This is a genomic window from Corynebacterium sp. MSK044 (genome assembly GCF_030232825.1).
Lineage (GTDB): Bacteria > Actinomycetota > Actinomycetes > Mycobacteriales > Mycobacteriaceae > Corynebacterium.
Genome location: NZ_JASPJJ010000002.1, coordinates 1 through 16,951, shown reverse-complemented (window position 1 = coordinate 16,951; position 16,951 = coordinate 1). Strand labels below are relative to the sequence as shown.

13 protein-coding genes and 1 pseudogene are annotated in these 16,951 nt (G+C 57.8%); 9 read left to right on the top strand and 5 right to left on the bottom strand.

Features of this window, described 5'->3' with window-relative positions:
* The first annotated feature begins 10 nt into the window (after nt 1–10).
* The 3 genes from QP994_RS01615 to QP994_RS01605 all read left to right on the top strand — a co-directional run bounded on the left by QP994_RS01615 (nt 11) and on the right by QP994_RS01605 (nt 4,168).
* Nucleotides 11–610, top strand: coding sequence for an MBL fold metallo-hydrolase (locus QP994_RS01615; RefSeq protein ID WP_284854909.1), 600 nt, complete (start codon nt 11–13; stop codon nt 608–610).
* Nucleotides 611–689: 79 nt separating this feature from the next.
* Nucleotides 690–1,802 carry a DoxX family protein gene (locus tag QP994_RS01610; RefSeq protein ID WP_284865135.1) on the top strand — a complete coding sequence of 371 codons (1,113 nt, stop codon included), beginning with the start codon at nt 690–692 and terminating at the stop codon, nt 1,800–1,802.
* 143 nt (nt 1,803–1,945) lie between these two features.
* Nucleotides 1,946–4,168, top strand: a complete 2,223-nt coding sequence (locus tag QP994_RS01605; protein WP_284865134.1) for a HelD family protein — start codon at nt 1,946–1,948, stop codon at nt 4,166–4,168.
* A 5-nt stretch (nt 4,169–4,173) separates the two neighbouring features.
* On the opposite strand, the gene QP994_RS01600 is transcribed toward QP994_RS01605, so the two are convergent.
* Both QP994_RS01600 and uvrB read right to left on the bottom strand, forming a co-directional pair.
* Nucleotides 4,174–4,614: a universal stress protein gene (locus tag QP994_RS01600; protein WP_284854912.1), complete on the bottom strand. Its 441-nt coding sequence runs from the start codon at nt 4,612–4,614 to the stop codon at nt 4,174–4,176.
* A gap of 114 nt (nt 4,615–4,728) precedes the next feature.
* Nucleotides 4,729–6,837, bottom strand: coding sequence for an excinuclease ABC subunit UvrB (gene uvrB, locus QP994_RS01595; protein WP_284865133.1), 2,109 nt, complete (start codon nt 6,835–6,837; stop codon nt 4,729–4,731).
* 120 nt (nt 6,838–6,957) lie between these two features.
* On the opposite strand from uvrB, the gene QP994_RS01590 reads away from it, so the two are divergent.
* The 6 genes from QP994_RS01590 (at nt 6,958) to QP994_RS01565 (ending at nt 15,050) form a co-directional block, all read left to right on the top strand.
* On the top strand, nt 6,958–7,830 hold the full coding sequence (locus tag QP994_RS01590; RefSeq protein WP_284865132.1) for a TetR family transcriptional regulator C-terminal domain-containing protein: 873 nt from the start codon (nt 6,958–6,960) through the stop codon (nt 7,828–7,830).
* Nucleotides 7,827–9,383 carry an ABC transporter substrate-binding protein gene (locus tag QP994_RS01585; RefSeq protein WP_284865131.1) on the top strand — a complete coding sequence of 519 codons (1,557 nt, stop codon included), beginning with the start codon at nt 7,827–7,829 and terminating at the stop codon, nt 9,381–9,383. Before QP994_RS01590 ends, QP994_RS01585 begins: the two co-directional genes overlap by 4 nt.
* 12 nt (nt 9,384–9,395) lie before the next feature.
* Nucleotides 9,396–10,334 carry an ABC transporter permease gene (locus QP994_RS01580; RefSeq protein ID WP_257997228.1) on the top strand — a complete coding sequence of 313 codons (939 nt, stop codon included), beginning with the start codon at nt 9,396–9,398 and terminating at the stop codon, nt 10,332–10,334.
* Nucleotides 10,334–11,338, top strand: a complete 1,005-nt coding sequence (locus QP994_RS01575; protein WP_284865129.1) for an ABC transporter permease — start codon at nt 10,334–10,336, stop codon at nt 11,336–11,338. The genes QP994_RS01580 and QP994_RS01575 overlap by 1 nt, the downstream gene beginning before the upstream one ends.
* 2 nt (nt 11,339–11,340) lie before the next feature.
* A complete protein-coding gene (locus QP994_RS01570) occupies nt 11,341–13,125 on the top strand; it encodes an ATP-binding cassette domain-containing protein (RefSeq protein ID WP_284865128.1) in 1,785 nt (594 codons plus the stop codon).
* A gap of 188 nt (nt 13,126–13,313) precedes the next feature.
* Nucleotides 13,314–15,050, top strand: coding sequence for a choline/carnitine O-acyltransferase (locus QP994_RS01565; RefSeq protein ID WP_284865127.1), 1,737 nt, complete (start codon nt 13,314–13,316; stop codon nt 15,048–15,050).
* A gap of 11 nt (nt 15,051–15,061) precedes the next feature.
* Here QP994_RS01565 and QP994_RS01560 read toward each other — a convergent pair whose 3' ends face one another.
* The 3 genes and pseudogenes from QP994_RS01560 to QP994_RS01550 form a co-directional block, all read right to left on the bottom strand.
* Nucleotides 15,062–15,427, bottom strand: coding sequence for a DUF4259 domain-containing protein (locus QP994_RS01560; protein ID WP_284865126.1), 366 nt, complete (start codon nt 15,425–15,427; stop codon nt 15,062–15,064).
* Between the two features lie 109 nt (nt 15,428–15,536).
* Nucleotides 15,537–16,145, bottom strand: a complete 609-nt coding sequence (gene coaE / locus QP994_RS01555) for a dephospho-CoA kinase (RefSeq protein WP_284865125.1) — start codon at nt 16,143–16,145, stop codon at nt 15,537–15,539.
* A gap of 334 nt (nt 16,146–16,479) precedes the next feature.
* Nucleotides 16,480–16,951, bottom strand: a pseudogene (locus QP994_RS01550) (IS3 family transposase); the annotation flags it as partial.

The following is a 16,951-nucleotide window of genomic DNA, read 5'->3' as shown; positions in this document are numbered from 1 at the left end:
AGTAGGCACCATGACCAGACTTACTCTTCATTCTGTTTCCGTTTCCCCGATGGATAACAATTGCTATCTGTTGGCGTGTGATGGGCGGGGATTGCTTATCGACGCCGCGGCGGAGCCCCACACCCTCCTCTCCATGGCCGAATCCGCTGGGGTTCGCATCACTGATGTTTTGACAACGCACCGGCACGCAGACCACGTGGGGGCTTTGGCAGAGATCCTCACGGAAACAGGAGCAAACCACTGGGGCTCCTTCTTGGACGCCCCTGCCCTCCCGGTAGCACCGGACCATGAACTGCATGAGGGAGATACGCTCGACTTTGCTGGCCACCAGTTCCCGGTTCACATCCTGCGTGGTCACACTCCTGGTGGCGCCGCCATCGCGGCTGAGATCGATGGCACTGTGAACCTCTTCGTTGGTGATTCCCTCTTCCCCGGTGGGGTGGGCGGGACGAACGGCGAAGGCGATTTCGTTCGCTTGTTCACGGATGTGAAAGAAAAACTCTTTGACCAATATCCGGATGAAACCATCGTGCGCCCAGGACACGGAAAGTCGACCACATTGGGTGCAGAGCGTCCCCATCTGGATGAGTGGTGGAAGCGCCGCTGGTAACTTTTCCCTGCCAGCCTGCCGGAATCCGTCTACAGTGGAAAGGACGGAGAATCCCCGAATAAGAGAAGGATACGTGAGTATGATCCGTAAACTAGCTCGACCGATGCTGGCCTCTGTGTACATCGCAGATGGCGTCAACTCGGTCACCAAAGCTTCCGAGCACGCAAAAAGCGCAGAGAAGGTAGCTGGCGCTATTAAGTCGGTGCTCCCGGCTCAGTACGCAAGCTTTATCCCTTCTGACCCGGAGACCCTGGCCAAGATTGGTGGCGGTGTAAAGATCGGCGCTGGATCCACCTTCGCACTGGGCAAGGCTCCGCGCCTGTCCGCTGCCCTGCTGGCCGGCTCTTCCGTAGCTACCCTCCTTGGTCGCAATGCGTTCTGGGAGGCATCCAACGAGTCTGAGAAGGTACGCCAGCGCAATGGTGCGCTGACCAACGTTGCACTCCTTGGCGGTGTGCTCATCGCTGCTGCTGACACTGAGGGCAAGCCTGGTCTGGCTTGGCGTGCACAGGACGCCGCGAAGCGTTCCAAGAAGAACATCCAGCAGGCTCTGCCAACCCAGTCTGAGTCCGAGAAGGCTCTGAAGAAGGCTGGCGAATGGTTCCAGGACACTCGTGAGACGGTGACTGAATCCGCGCAGCAGGCAGCTCACCAGGTGGCAGACTACGTGGATGACAACAAGGGTGACTGGAAGAAGGTTGCTGAGAAGTGGGCTGACAAGGCCACTGATGTTGCCCACGATGCCGCTGACTGGGCTGAGGACACCTACAAGGACCTCAAGCCGAGCAAGGTGCAGCAGTACAAGGCTAAGCGCCAAGTTAAGGGCTTAATCGGCGACGTTCAGGACCGTGTGGGCGATGTGCAGGCCCGTATTGAGGATCTGCAGCCGTCCGCACTGGATAAGTTCAAGGCAAAGCGCAAGGTCAACTCCGTTGTGGGTGACCTGCAGAGCACCTTGGATGATTTTGGCCCCTCGGCGCTGGACAAGTTCAAGGCAAAGCGCAAGGTGAAGAAGAGTGCTACCAAGGCTCAGAAGACCGCGCAGGATGCTATTAACACCTTGCAGGATGCTTTTGAGAACCTTGATGCCGCTCCGAGCCGCCGCCAGAAGCGCAAGCTGAAGAAGAAGGTCAAGAAAGCAGAGAAGACTGCCAAGAAGGCCGTGAAGAAGGCAGAGAAGAAGTTCAAGTAAGCTCTCTCGCTTCTGTCCTACAGCGCGACAGCCTCATTGCTGGTTTTCCAGCGGTGAGGCTGTTTCGCATTTCGCGCTAGACTGGACCGTCATTGTTTACAGGCCATCTGGTGAACGAAGTTGAGTAAAGGAGTGTGTGCGTAGTGGCTAACCAGTCCGGAGACTTGTCCTTGAATTCCCCGGAGGCGGTACAGCACGAGCAGGCTTACGTCGATGTGCTGTTTGCTCACTTGGACCGCGAGGTCTCTAATGCACAGCAGCGCCTTGAGGAAGTTCAACGGGATGTGGACCCGGATAATCCGGATGCGGATGCGTTGGTGCGGCGTGAGACGGAATATCACGGCCTGAATGCGAAGTTGGATGCGCTGAATATCGCCGAGACGGGTCTTGTCTTTGGGCGTATCGATGTTGAGGATGGCTCCCCAGAAAACCCTGTGCCCGGTTCGCCGAACCAGGACAGGCGGTATATCGGCCGTATGGGTATGGATGACCGGGATGATAACTACCGCACGCTCTTGTTGGATTGGCGCGCCCCAATGGCTCGTCCGTATTACCTGGCCACTACCGCACACCCGGAAGGAGTTGTATCCCGCCGCAATATTCGCATGCGTGGGCGGACCGTCACCGCCGTTGATGATGATGTGTTGAGCGGGCCAGGGGCCGATGGCGCCGGCGCGGATTCTGGTGTGGCCAGCGAAGCAGCATTGGTGCGGGCCCTGAACGCACCACGCACTGGTCACATGCAGTCCATCGTGGAAACCATCCAGCGGGAGCAGGACCAGATCATCCGCGATAAGACCCGGGGCGTGCTTGTTGTGGCCGGCGGTCCCGGAACAGGTAAGACTGCTGTAGCGCTCCACCGCATTGCGTATTTGCTCTACACATGGCGTAACCAGTTGGCCCGCACCGGTGTTCTTATCGTTGGGCCTAACCGGACCTTCTTGGAGTACATCTCGCGCGTGCTTCCGGAACTCGGCGAGACAGGCGTGGTGTTAAGCACTGTGGAGGATCTCGTTCCCGTGTTCACGCCTGGCCTGCAGGATGATCTCCTCACACGGGAAGTCAAGGGATCAGCCGAGATGGTTACAATTCTCTCCCGCGCCGTGCGCAACTACCAGGTGGTTCCCTCGTCCCCTATTCCTCTCACAATCGACGGCATTGAGATCGCGGCCACGCCCAAGATGTTCATGGCGGCACGCACGCGGGCTCGACGCAGCCGTAAGCCACACAATGAAGCGCAGTCGGTTTTCGCCGAGGTTCTCACACAGCGCCTTGCAGAAGCCATGGCGGAGCGCATCGGTGCGGATCCGCTTGGTGGAGCAAACTTGCTCTCACACGCGGATGTGGATCAGTTGCACGATGATCTCGCAGACGAACCCCAGGTCGCCGATCTCATTGCGGAGCACTTCCCTATCTTGAATCCCGTCGAGGTGCTCGCGGAGTTTCTCAGCAGCCGTGAGGCCATCAGCGCTGCTGCACATGATTATGATGAGGAGACGCAGGACGCCCTCTACCGCGCCGACGGTGATGCATTCACAGCGTCAGACACGGCGCTTATCGACGAGTTGTATACCCTCATCGGCATCCCCACCCCCACCGACGAGGCGGAGAAGGCCGAACGACAATGGCGTGAACTGGTGGCGGATGCGGAAGATGCGCTGGATATCTTGGCGTCTTCGGCGAACACGGATACGGACGATGAGTTTGAGGCGGAAGTCCTCTCAGCCCACGACATCATCGATGCGGAAACTCTCGCTAGCCGCCAACGCGAGACAGATGCGCGGTCCACCGCTGAACGCGCTATCGCTGACATGACCTGGGCCTATGGTCACGTGATTGTGGATGAGGCACAAGAACTCACGCCTATGGAATGGCGTATGGTGTTCCGCCGCTGTCCGTCGAAGTGGATGACACTCGTTGGGGATACTGCACAAACCTCGTCCCCTGCTGGTGTGGACGACTGGGCCACTGCACTGGAGCCCTTCGTGGGACAACGCTTCGTCTCTCACGAACTCAGCGTCAACTACCGCACCCCAGAAGAAGTAATGGAAGTAGCCAACGAGGTGCTCACGGCGATTGACCCGGATGCTCAACCCGCCGTGACAATCCGTTCATCCGGCCACCCCGTGCGTATCCTTCCCGAAGGCACAGATACCACCACGGTCCGCGCTGAAGTAGAAGAGCTTGGCGGACTCGTGGTGGTGATTAACAAGGACAATGTCAATGCGGTGAAAGGGCTGGAATTCGACCACGTCATCGTCGATAAGCCCCACGAGATCATCGAGGCCTCCCCGCAGGGGCAACAAGACCTGTACGTGGCACTGACACGCGCCACACAAACATTGACCGTGATTGGTGAGCTTTAAGCCACCTAAGCCACCGTGTGCACGATCATGACATCGCAATCGGACTGACGAGCCACATCTGCGGGGACGGAGCCCAGAAGGCGGCCCGTCAAAGAATTGATGCCACGGTTACCCACGACGAGGAGATCTGCATCGTGCTCTGTCACGATGGCCATGAGCGCCTCAACCGGGGTGCCTGAGCGCACAGTGGTCACCACATCTAACGCACCATGCTGCTTGGCGTGCTCGGCAGCAGCGACGAGGTTCTCCTTCGCCGTCTCATCCCCAAGAATCGTGTTGGAATCCTGGCGGAGTGTTCCCGCAACATCCTCCTCCGACTCGTAGTACGCACAGCCGATAACCAGCGTGGAATTGAAAGCAGAGGCAATCTCTGCGGCGCGCTCAACTGCCAGCAGCGAAGAGTGTGAACCATCCGTGCCAACGACAACAGTGTTGTACTTGCTCATGTTGCGCCTTTCGCATCTACTACGGTCCCTTCACGGACCATGTCTTCTCCGGCCACTATATACACGTACGTCACACAGCCGTCCGGTAGGCCGGACTACCTCGAGGGATACCAGTTAAATCCCGGCTTCTTTCACTCCGCGAAGTTCTTTCTTCAGGTCCGCAATCTCATCACGCAAGCGTCCTGCCAACTCAAACTTGAGTTCACGGGCGGCGGCGGTCATTTGAACCGTCAAATCGTCGATAAGCGTCTGAATCTCATCTGAAGCCATCGTCGAGGTATCGCGACCTTCAACCATCGCCGTGTCGCCTGCCAGAGTCTCCTCCGGAGCACCGCGCTCCTCCCCGTTGCGCTCATACACCTCATCGAGGATATCCGCGATCTTCTTCCGCAATGGCTGCGGATCAATCCCATGCTCCTTGTTGTACGCAATCTGCTTCTCACGGCGCCGCTCGGTCTCATCAATCGCCTCACGCATCGAATCCGTGATGTTGTCGGCGTACATGATGACCTCGCCGGAGACGTTTCGTGCGGCACGGCCAATCGTCTGAATGAGAGACTTGGTGGAACGCAGGAACCCTTCCTTATCCGCATCAAGGATGGCCACGAGTGAGACCTCCGGGAGATCTAGGCCCTCGCGCAGAAGGTTGATGCCCACAAGGACGTCATATTCCCCCAAACGCAGCTGACGCAGAAGCTCAACGCGCTGCAACGTATCAATATCGGAGTGGAGATACCGAACGTTAATGCCGTTATCCAGCAGATAATCCGTGAGGTCCTCCGCCATGCGTTTGGTCAAAGTGGTGACCAGGACGCGCTCATCCTTCTGGGTCCGCTCACGGATCTCATGGATGAGATCATCGATCTGCCCCTTCGTTGGGCGCACGTGCACCTTCGGATCCACCAAGCCCGTGGGGCGAATGACCTGCTCGACGAACTCGCCACCAGCTGCTTCCAGCTCATAGTCACCCGGTGTTGCAGACATGTACACGGTTTGGCCCACGCGCTCCTCGAATTCATCGAAGGTGAGCGGGCGGTTATCCACGGCCGAAGGAAGACGGAAACCAAACTCGACGAGGTTGCGCTTGCGCGACATGTCGCCTTCATACATGCCACCGATCTGTGGCACGGTGACGTGGGACTCATCGATGATGGTGAGGAAGTCTTCCGGGAAGTAATCGATGAGGGTGGCTGGCGCGGAGCCTGCCTCGCGGCCGTCGATATGCCGCGAATAGTTCTCAATGCCGGAGCAGAAACCGACTTGTTGAATCATCTCCAGGTCAAATTCCGTGCGCATGCGCAAGCGCTGTGCCTCGAGGAGCTTGCCCCGGTTCTCCAAATCCTCCAGACGGTCAGCGAGCTCCTCCTTAATGGCCTCAATCGCCTTTTCCATGCGCTCTTCTGTGGCTACATAGTGCGTTGCCGGGAAGATACGCAGTTCATCGCGCTGCTGCAGCACATCACCAGTAAGTGGGTGGATGTAATACAGTGCATCCACTTCATCGCCGAAGAACTCCACGCGCACGGCCACTTCCTCATAGGCCGGGATGATGTCAACTGTGTCGCCCTTCACGCGGAAGGTGCCGCGTTTGAAGTCCACGTCATTGCGCTCATACTGCACATCAACGAGGAGGCGCAGGAAGCGATCGCGCTCGATCTCCTCACCAACGCGCAGGAGCAGCGAACGGTCAAGGTAGGACTGCGGTGTGCCCAAACCGTAGATGCAGGACACGGATGACACGACGACGACATCTCGTCGACTAAGTAGCGCAGATGTGGCCGAGTGGCGCAAACGCTCCACATCATCATTAATCGACGAATCCTTCTCAATGTAGGTATCCGTCTGCGCGATATAAGCCTCCGGTTGGTAGTAGTCATAGTAGGACACGAAGTACTCAACCGCGTTATTGGGCAGGAGCTCACGCAACTCCGTAGCCAGCTGCGCAGCCAAAGTCTTATTCGGTGCCATCACGAGTGTGGGGCGCTGCTGCTGCTCAATCAGCCACGCTGCTGTTGCGGACTTACCAGTACCGGTAGCACCCATGAGAACCACGTCCGGCTCCCCTGCCCGCAGCCGTCTATCCAACTCCTTGATCGCGGCAGGTTGATCGCCGGAGGGCTCGAACTCCGAGACGACTTCGAACAGTTTGTCCGATCGCTCCACTTCACCTACCGGCCGAAACTCGGAGTGGGACAAAACTGGGTGTTCAGCAGCAAAAGCCATGCCCGCCAGTCTATCCATCCGCACGCCGCGAAGCACCGGCCGGTAGAAAGTTGCGAAATGCGACTTGAACATCGGTCAAATAGTTGCGATAGATTCACAGCTATACCTAAGCTTGCGTACATGGTCTCGCATTCACCCCTGTCAGCCGCGCGTGACGCAATCACTGCGTCGGGCTTGCGGCATAACGAGGTGGCTGCATATCTAGGCATTGATGCCCCGAAGCTGTCCAAGTCCCTCTCCGGTGTCCGGCGCTTTAGCCAGACAGAGTTAGAGCGCTTGGCAGAACTCACCGGCGTTGATGTAGAAGCCTTAAGACCATCGCCGAAAGAAAGGCACACGTCACCGAACCCACGCCATTCCGGTGAGGAGTTCGCGCTGCGTCAGCAAAAGATTGTGGATACGGCCTGGCCACTGTTCACATCCCGCGGATACCAGGCGGTCACCATCGCCGATATCGCTCGAAGCGCTGGGATTTCCACCTCAGCAGTGCTCTATTACTTCCAGTCAAAGAATGACATCTTCATTGCCACGCTGGACCGATGCTCGGAACAAGCTGCTGGGCGCAGGTCTTTTGTCGCAGAAATTCCGAATCCCGCCGAACGTCTACTTACCTTTGCTGAAGTGACGCTCGACGGATCGCCGGAGTCATTCCGCGAATGGACAACGTGGGCACAATTTTGGGCATCATCCACTGCTTTTGAGGACGCAAAACATGCCACCGTAGTGGCCTACGCACGGTGGGAAAAACAAATGCGCAGCATTGTTGAGGATGGGATTGCCACCGGCTGTTTCAATGCTCAAGCCCCGGAGCCAATGATCAACGCGGTCACCGCAATGATCGACGGGCTCGGCGTACGCATGCTCGCAGGGACACTTAGCCCTGCAGCCGCGAAAGATGCTGTCACTGCATACCTGAACACGTGGATGGAGCCACCAGACGCGAAGGAATTCGTATCAGCTACACCCACACGTAAGGAGAATTATTCACCATGATTGACCTCACACGCCGGCAACTGTTCGGCGCCACGGCAGTCGCTGGAGCAGCGGGAGCACTCGTCTCATGCTCCGCACAGCCGCCAGCCGAACAGATTAACACTTCCGGTCCACCACGTAAGGGCGGAAAACTACGCGTCGGGCTCGTTGGTGGTTCTACGGCCGACACGGTGGACGCTCACATCCCAGCGAGTGCCAGTGACGCGGCCCGCGTTATCAACCTCTACGAGCTGCTTGTGCGCCGTGGGTACGACTACGAGTTGGAGTACCGCTTGGCCGAATCGATTGAATCGAATGACGCAGCGACTGAGTGGACTGTGGTGTTGCGTGAGGGCGTGAAATTCTCTGACGGTCGCCCGGTTCGCCCGCAGGACGTTAAAGCAACACTCGAGCGCGTGGCTGATCCCGAGAATCCGAAGAACGGTGCTGGCTCCATCGCCCACGTCGAAGCGATCGAAATTATTGATGACCGTTCGTTGGTGATCAAGCTTTCTCAGGCAGATGCCGTGTTTGTGGACACTCTGGCGGAGTACCAGATGGGTATTGTTCCGGAGGATTATGACCCGAAGAATCCGATCGGTGCTGGGCCGTTCAAGCTGATGAACTTCAGCCCAGGACGCTCCACATCGCTCGCACGAAATGAGCACTACTTCGAAGGCCCCGCAAACTTGGATGAAGTCCACATCGTTGACTTCTACCAAGAAGACGCGATGCTCAATGCTTTGTTGTCCTCCCAGGTCGATGGCATTGGTGCACTGAACCACGCGTTGGTGCGCGTCATCGAAGCTGATCCGCGTTTGAATGTGGTCAGTTCTGAAACAGGTATGTGGTTGCCGTTCACCATGCGTGTTGACGTCGAGCCTTTCGACGACAAGCGAGTGCGCCAGGCAATGCGCATCGCGGCAGATCGTCCGGGCATGGTCAACCAGGTGTTCTCCGGCGAAGGCCAGGTGGGCAATGACATGTTCTCTCTGTATGACTCGGCCTACCCGCACGAGTTCCCGCAGCGGGAGCAGAACATTGAGGAAGCCAAACGTCTCCTCGCCGAAGCTGGGTACCCAGACGGCATCGACGTTGAGCTAAACACCTCGGAGATCGCCTCCGGGGCTATTCGTGCTGCGCAGGTCTATGCCGAACAGGTCCGCGAGGCTGGCATTCGGGTGAAGATCAACCAGGTGGATTCCACCACTTTCTGGGCGGAAGGCAGTTACTTGTCCTACCCGTTCTCCCAGAGTTTCTACTACACCCGTAACTTCCTTGAGCAGGTCAACCGTTGTGCCACTGCTGATGCGCCGTTCAATGAGACGCATTGGGTAGATGATGAGTTCACGGCAAAAACCATCGAAGCGCGTTCCGTGTCCGATGATCGCGAGCGCACCAAGCTGATCAAGGAATTGCAGCAAGATCTGTATGACCGCGGTGGTTACATCATCTGGGGCTTCCCCAACAACATCGATGCGTATCACAACTACGTGGTTGGGGCTCGCCCGCACCCGAGTGGTGTGGCACTGTCCCAAGCACTCTTCTACGACATGTGGATTGCGGAGGCATAAACAATGGGCAAAATGATTCTTCGCAGACTAGGTCTGAGTATCTTCATTCTTCTCGCAGTGTCCATCATCGTTTTCTGTGCGACGCTGCTTCTACCAGGTGACCCGGCACGTGCAATCCTTGGCCAGCAGGCCACACCGGAACGCATTGCGGCGCTGGAAGCTCAAATGAACTTGGACAAGAGTCCTTTTGAGCGGTACTTCCTGTGGCTCGGCGGTGTTGTCACCGGGGACTTTGGTATGTCCACCACGACCGGTGGCCCCGTATCAGAACTGCTGGGTGAACCCTTGGTCAACTCCCTGATCCTCATGGTGTTGGCCGCACTCGTTGCCATCCCGGTGGGTATTTTGCTGGGTGTCTACGCCGCTTGGTGGCGTGGCTACAAGCGCGACAGCGCTATCACCTGGGTAACGCTGATTCTGGCAGCAATGCCGGAGTTCGTCATCGGTATTCTCTTGATCACGCTTTTTGCTACCTCGGTATTCCAGGTACTACCAGCGGTGACCATGTCACCACCGGGCACTGCTGTGTGGGAGTACCCGTCCCAGCTGATCTTGCCCACGCTGACGTTGGCTCTGGTGGTCAGTCCTTACATCGCGCGCATGACACGCGCGACGATGATTGAAACCTTGGATTCTGGCTACGTGGAAATGGCACGCCTGAAGGGTGTTCCGGAGCGCCGCGTCATTTTCCGCCATGCACTCCCCCACGCCGTTGGTCCTATTGCACAAGTTGTGGCCATCCAGCTGGCCTGGCTGGCCGGCGGCATCGTCGTGGTCGAGTACCTGTTCCGTTACCCCGGCCTCGGTGTCGCCATGATCGACGCCGTGAATTACCGCGACGTCCAGGTGGTACAGGCAGTCACGTTGCTGATTGCCGCCGTATACGTCGTAGTCAACTTGCTCGCTGACGTGGTGAGCATCATGGCCAACCCGAAGCTAAGGAGCAACTAATGACTCAGCCACAGCTGAATCCACACTCCCCGACTCCGGTGCCTGTCTCCGCCGAGACGCAGGATGAGCACACCACTGAGCTGAAAACGTCCCTGTCCAAACCAGCACCAATTTACAAACGTATTTGGGCACAACCTGAAGGTAAGGTCGGTGCGATCCTCACAGGAATCGTTCTCCTTGTCGCACTGGTCGGTTACTTCTTCGCCGAGCAAATCACCGGTTACTCCACCACTGAGTTCCACGGCCTGCCGTTCACCAGCGATGGAACGTTTGGTACGGACAACCTTGGTCGCTCCGTTGCCTCCCGCTTCATTGCCGGTGGATTGCTGCTGTTGGTCACCGCTTTCCTAGCCACCGTGCTGGGCATGCTCGTAGGCACACTCTTGGGCATGATCGCTGGCTACGCGGGTGGGAAGACTGATGCGGTAATCATGCGCATCAACGACATCTTCCTGGCTTTCCCACAGCTCATCTTCGCGATGTTGGCGATTGTGATCTTCGGTCCTTCCGCAACGGTGCTGGTGTTGGTCATCGGACTCACACACGCCCCACGTATTGCGCGTGTGGCACGTGCTTCCACACAGTCCGTGACCAATGAGGACTACATCCGTGCGGCACAGATGTACTCCGTCCCACACTGGAAGATCCTCACCCAGGAGATCCTCCCCAACATCACCGGCCCGTTGTCCGTGGAAGCCGGTTTGCGCCTGACCTACTCCATTGGTTCCATCGCTTCCCTGTCCTTCTTGGGTCTGGGTATCCAGCCCCCGGCTGCGGACTGGGGCTTGATGATCAATGAGAACCGCATCGCTTTGTCCATCCAGCCATGGGGTGTTGTGCTTCCGGTGTTTGCCATCGCACTGCTCACCATTGGCACCAACATGCTCGCGGATGCGACAGCCCGGGCAACTGCAACGACCGCTATGCCGATCAAGCGCACTGGCCCGAAGGCTGAAAGTGTGCGTCAGGAAAAGGTCGAGCCGATCCATAACGAGGAGGCATAACCATGAGCACCCCACATAATTCCGGTGGACCGACCCCGGTCAATCAACCTGCACAGGATGCATCAAGTGGCATCAACCTGTGGGAAGCTGCTGGCTTGCAGGGTGAGTACACCCCGCCACCGCGTACCGAAGAAACACTGGTGATGCGTTGCCGTGACCTTCGCTTGGCTACGTTTGAGGGAACCGAGATCCTCCACGGCGTTGATTTTGATCTCTACCGCGGTGAAATCGTTGGCCTCGTCGGCGAATCCGGCTCTGGCAAGACTACAGCTGGGCTGGCCACGATGGGTCACTTCCGCACCGGCCTGATCAAGACAGATGGCACCATCACGCTGCATACGCGTGAGGGTGAATCCATCGACATCTTCAGCCTGAACGAGGACCAGCTGCGTGATCTGCGCGGTGGCCGTGTTGCCTACATTCCCCAGGACCCGGCTCTGAGCCTTAACCCTGCGATGCGAGTGGGCGATCAGATCCGCGAGGTCCTAGACATCCACGGATACGGCTCAAGCGCACAAGAGCGCGAGGACCGCGTGCGCGAGGTCATGCGCGACGTGGACTTGCCTGACACCGATGAGTATCTGGCCCGTTGGCCACACCAGCTCTCTGGTGGCCAACAGCAGCGCGTCGGTATCGCCATGGCCTTTGCCATGTACCCGGATGTGCTCATCTGTGATGAGCCAACCACCGGCCTTGATGTGACCACTCAGAACCACGTTCTGAAGACGATTCGCACGATGACGGTGAAAAACGATGTTGCATCGCTCTACATCACCCACGATCTTGCAGTCGTTGCGGAGCTAGTGGACCGCGTCGTGGTGATGCTGCGGGGCGACATCGTGGAAGAAGGCCCCTACAACACGGTCTTGTACACCCCAAAGCACCCGTACACCAAGAAGCTACTGGCAGCCATCCCGGATCTGGCGGGCCGCAAGGACATCGCAGGCTTTGCGCGCTGGGGTGAAGGGCCGGATGCGGGGAAGATCCTGACTCCGGCAGATGCGCCTACTGAAGAGCGTGAGCAAAAGCGCAAGCACAACGCTTTGCTGGAAATCCGTGACCTCAAGATGGCGTATGGCTCCAACCAGGTGCTCCACGGTATCAATCTGACGGTGGAGCCCGGTGAGTCCATTCTCATTTTGGGTGAATCCGGTTCTGGTAAGACCACGTTGTCACGATCCGTCGTGGGTCTTAATGATGGCTACACCGGCCAAGTGCTGCTGCGTGGACAGGAACTTGATCCCAGCAGCCGCAAGCGGTCACTGCCGGAGCGCAAGGATGTCCAGTACATCTTCCAGTCCCCCTTCTCCTCTTTGAATCCACGCCGCACGATTGGGGAGTCCATGAGTGTCCCGCTCGTTATCGCGGATGAGCTGTCCAAGGACGAGCAGCGCGCGATTGTTGAGGAGACTCTGGAAGCCGTGCAGCTGGACCGGAGCTTCTACGACCGACGTCCGGGTGACCTGTCCGGTGGAGAACGCCAGCGCGCGGCAATCGGTCGCGCTCTGGTGAGCACCCCTTCAGTCTTGGTCTGTGATGAGGTGACATCGGCTCTCGATGTCTCCGTTCAAGCCAGCATCCTCAAACTGCTCGCCGAACTGCGCCATGAACGCGATTTGGCCATGCTGTTTGTCACCCACAACATTGCGCTCGCCCGTCACATTGCCACCCGCGTGGCTGTGCTGAACAAGGGCGTCATCGTGGATGAAGGCCCAGTGGACGAGGTTCTGGAGAACCCGCAGCATGAGTACACCAAGGAGCTTCTGGCTAATATTCCGTCGCTCTAAAGATTCCTAGACCGGTGGATGTAAACACCGTTCTAGTCCGTCGCCGTCACTCTCCCTCCCCGCCGGCCACCCCGCGGTGGATGAGGTGACGGCGATCATGTTTTTGCAGGTCTTGGGACGGGGATTTGGTGGGTAGAGTGGGCTGTGTATGCACTCAATGAAGACCTACCCATAGGAGGCCTGCTCTCGTGGCTGCGAATCCCACCATTGCGCCGCACCCGTCAACACTGGACCTGAAGGTTCTTGAGGTCCCGCCGCTGGATGACACACTCGATGCGTATAAGCATGCACTCTCGGCTGTGCTCGATGAGGATGCGCTGAGCCGCGCCGACGCTATCGTCGAAAAGTTCCGCACTGGCGCTGGCCCGAAACTTGACGCTGCTCTGCGTGAGCGTGCCGAAGCACGCGCGGCTGTGGGTACGAACTGGCTTCACGACGAGTGGTATTCCAGCTACCTCACCGTCCGTGAGCCACTGCCTTTGAGCACGAACGTGGGCTTCCAGCTCGCCCTTCCAGCGGAGCAAACACCAGTAGGCCTTGACCGCGCCATTGAGTTCATTCAGCGCGCTGCCACGGTGCACTTGCAAGCGGCCTCTAAGAAGCTGCCGGAAGATGTGGATGCCCGCGGTAACCGCATCACCTTGAACCAATGGTTCGTGTATGGCGGTGGTGTGCGCCATCCACTGCCGAATGAAGACACGATTTGGCAAAGCGAACTCGATGAAACGAACCGTGAGATCGGCGTATTTGTCAATGGAAGCCTCTTTGCCATCCGCATCACCGACAGCGCCGGCAAGCTCGTCTCGGCAGAGACATTGCGTGCCACTTTGGAGAACATCTTGGCAGCCGCGGCTGAACCAGCTGAGCTTGATTTCAACGCGCCGTCCCTACTTGGCTCCGGCGTACTCGGGGAGCTTCTCCCGGAGATGCTGAAGCAGAGTAATAATGAGTCGGTGTATGAGCGCTTGAGTGACATGCTCTTCACTATCGAGCTGCTCGACGACGAGGACAAGACGAATAACCAGCGCATCCATGAAGCCACATTCACCCCACGCGGTGCATGGACATACAAAGCGTTGAGCTACCAGGTGAGCCTTACCGACGACTGGATTGCGGTTCACGTGGAGCATTCCTGCATCGACGGTGCCACCTTGGTCACCGCTATGAACCGCCTGCAAACGGTTGAACTGCCGGGTGAATCATCCGAGGAGCTGACAGAGCTGGTCCCCGAGGAACTCGTGTGGACGCTCGATGAAGCAACCAGCGAGAAGATCCGCCAGCAGGCCACCTCCTATGCGGCACAGGCAGAAAAACTCGCGGTGGAAATCATCGACGCGCCACTACGCCAACCAGCTGAGCTACCGTTCAAGATCAGCCGCGATGCCTCTGCCCAGCTGATCATGCACATCGCGCAACAACTGACCTTCGGCCGCGTCCGTGGTGTATATGAAGCTGTGGATATGCGCGAGTTCCGCGCCGGCCGCACCGAGTGCTTGCGTGCTGCTACCCCGGAGGCCGTCGCGTTCGCAAAAAAACTAGTTGCAGGGACCGCTACGCAAGACGATCTCCTCGCGGCGGTGAACGCCCACCGTGGCTGGGTCAAACGCTGCAAGTCCGGCAATGGTTTTGACCGCCACATTCAGATGATGGCCACCATCGATGACAGCGACCCCTTCTTCAACGATGAGGCCGTCGTTGCTGCGCGCAGGGACTTCCTGTCCACCACATCTATTGGTGGCGCACAACAAATCGTGCGTTACAGCTTCGCGCCTACTCTGCCGGAGGGCTTCGGCATTTCCTACACTCCCCTCCCGGGCGCCACGGAGTACTGCGTCTCCTGGAACCTGGATACCGCGGAGAAGCCAAAGGAGTTCAAGGCAAACCTGGTCAAGGCCTCCGATTTGCTCTGGGATTTCCTCCAGTAAGTCAGCGTGGGCTAGCTGACAAACTTCCCGGAGTAATTGCGGGCTTCGGCGAGCCAATTCTCTAGCTCGCCGGCATCCTGCCACAGATCGTACAACTCGGAAATTTCCGGGTTCACCGCGTGATCAGCACGGCGCCGAATCCACTGGCGATCATCGCGGGTGAACGGGAAGGACAGCGCTGCGTTGTACTCCTCCGATGGCACATAACCATTCAACACAGCTGCTAAGGCTAGGACGGTTTCAGCCTCATCGGTGCCAAGAGCTCCGCGACCACATTCAAAACGGAATTGCGCCATACGGAAAGACCCGTCGGACAATGCGGCGACGGTGTCCAATGCCTGATCATTATCAAAAGGCCCGATATCCCACGTTCCCATGGGTTGAGACAGTAGGGATACCAGGTTAATCAAACGTGTCTACACACTAGCCGGACACTTAACTTTGCCGGTCAAATGGGCAACCTGTTGTGTGCTTGTCATCTTTCCATTACCGGAAAGCGTCACCGGATTGTACAGCCGAAATGAAGCGCTGAACCTGCGGATCGAGTTCTTCCAATGGGCCGTTGTTGTCAATGACCCAATCGGCTGCTGACTTGCGAGCATCATCATCGATCTGCTGCTTGATACGCGCGCGGGCATCTGCCTCATCCAGGCCACGTGACGCCACGAGGCGGCGTACACGCTCTTCCGCAGCAACATCTACAACAACGGTCAAGTCCATGTCCTTGTTCAAACCCAACTCAATAAGCAAGGGCATGTCGTAGACGGCCACGGCAATGCCATCGGCTTCTGCTTGCATGAACTGCCGGTGGGATTCCGCACGAATCGCTGGGTGCGTAATCGCGTTCAGGCACTGAGTGGAGTCAGTGTTCGCGAACGCACGGCGCGCGAGTTCCGCCCGGTCCAGTGAGCCGTCTGTGTTGAGCACATCGTGCCCGAACTCATCGGCTACCTTGGCCAGTACTGGTGAGCCAGGTTCCATGATCTCTCGGGAGATTCTATCCGCGTCCACCACCCGAAAACCCGCTTCGGCCAGCATCGCTGCCACCGTGGATTTGCCGCTACCAATTCCGCCTGTCAGACCAATCTTTTTCATGCCCGCAACCGTAGTGGGTTGCGCAGCAAAACGGGTATCGACTACCGGCGCGTCGTGGCGGGTTAAGTGGGCGGGGATTGTCCAAAGACACTCTCCTTCGCCGGGTGCGTGTAAAAAACTACATCGCGAAAACTCGGCACGGATAAAGACCGTGATAGAGATTTTCTAACGTTTGCTAGTTACCGGCGCAATGTAACCGGCTGCACCGAAGTAGGCGCAGGCGTGAGTAGCCGAGAGCGAAGCATGGCGCGGGAGGCGGCCCGTAGTCGAGTTCAGGGCAGAGAAAAAGGCCCGCACCTTTGAACTGGCCCCCGAAAGTTGGACTGGTTTAATTCTAGGCGGTTAGGGCTTCAAGGGTCTGATTTCGATATTGCATCGGGGTCAGGCCCTTGAGTCGTTGTTGGATGCGTTCGGTGTTGTACCACTGGATGTACTCGTCGATCGCCTGGGTGAACTCTGCGACGGTGGTGAAGACTTCTCCGTGGTACATCTCGGTTTTCAGGTGACCAAAGAAGTTCTCCATGACCGCGTTGTCGTAGCAGTTGCCTTTACGCGACATCGACTGAACACCACCGTTGTCATGAATCAGGTTGCGCTAGGACGAATGTTGGTACTGGAAGCCTTGGTCGGTGTGCATCATCCACCCAGGTTCAGGCGCACACGTTTTAATCGTCTTTGTTAAAGAATCGGCGGTCAACGCTGTCGACGGCGATGTAGCCACGGTGTAGCCAACGATTGAACGGTCGAACAGGTCCATCACCGGTGACAGGTAGACCTTGCGGCCTGCGACCCTGAACTCGGTGACG

Coding starts and splice junctions, on each gene's coding strand:
- QP994_RS01615 (WP_284854909.1), top strand. CDS start 11: ATGACCAGACTTACTCTTCATTCTGTTTCCGTTTCCCCGATGGATAAC.
- QP994_RS01610 (WP_284865135.1), top strand. CDS start 690: ATGATCCGTAAACTAGCTCGACCGATGCTGGCCTCTGTGTACATCGCA.
- QP994_RS01600 (WP_284854912.1), bottom strand. CDS start 4,614: ATGAGCAAGTACAACACTGTTGTCGTTGGCACGGATGGTTCACACTCT.
- uvrB (WP_284865133.1), bottom strand. CDS start 6,837: ATGGCTTTTGCTGCTGAACACCCAGTTTTGTCCCACTCCGAGTTTCGG.
- QP994_RS01590 (WP_284865132.1), top strand. CDS start 6,958: ATGGTCTCGCATTCACCCCTGTCAGCCGCGCGTGACGCAATCACTGCG.
- QP994_RS01585 (WP_284865131.1), top strand. CDS start 7,827: ATGATTGACCTCACACGCCGGCAACTGTTCGGCGCCACGGCAGTCGCT.
- QP994_RS01580 (WP_257997228.1), top strand. CDS start 9,396: ATGATTCTTCGCAGACTAGGTCTGAGTATCTTCATTCTTCTCGCAGTG.
- QP994_RS01575 (WP_284865129.1), top strand. CDS start 10,334: ATGACTCAGCCACAGCTGAATCCACACTCCCCGACTCCGGTGCCTGTC.
- QP994_RS01570 (WP_284865128.1), top strand. CDS start 11,341: ATGAGCACCCCACATAATTCCGGTGGACCGACCCCGGTCAATCAACCT.
- QP994_RS01560 (WP_284865126.1), bottom strand. CDS start 15,427: ATGGGAACGTGGGATATCGGGCCTTTTGATAATGATCAGGCATTGGAC.
- coaE (WP_284865125.1), bottom strand. CDS start 16,145: ATGAAAAAGATTGGTCTGACAGGCGGAATTGGTAGCGGCAAATCCACG.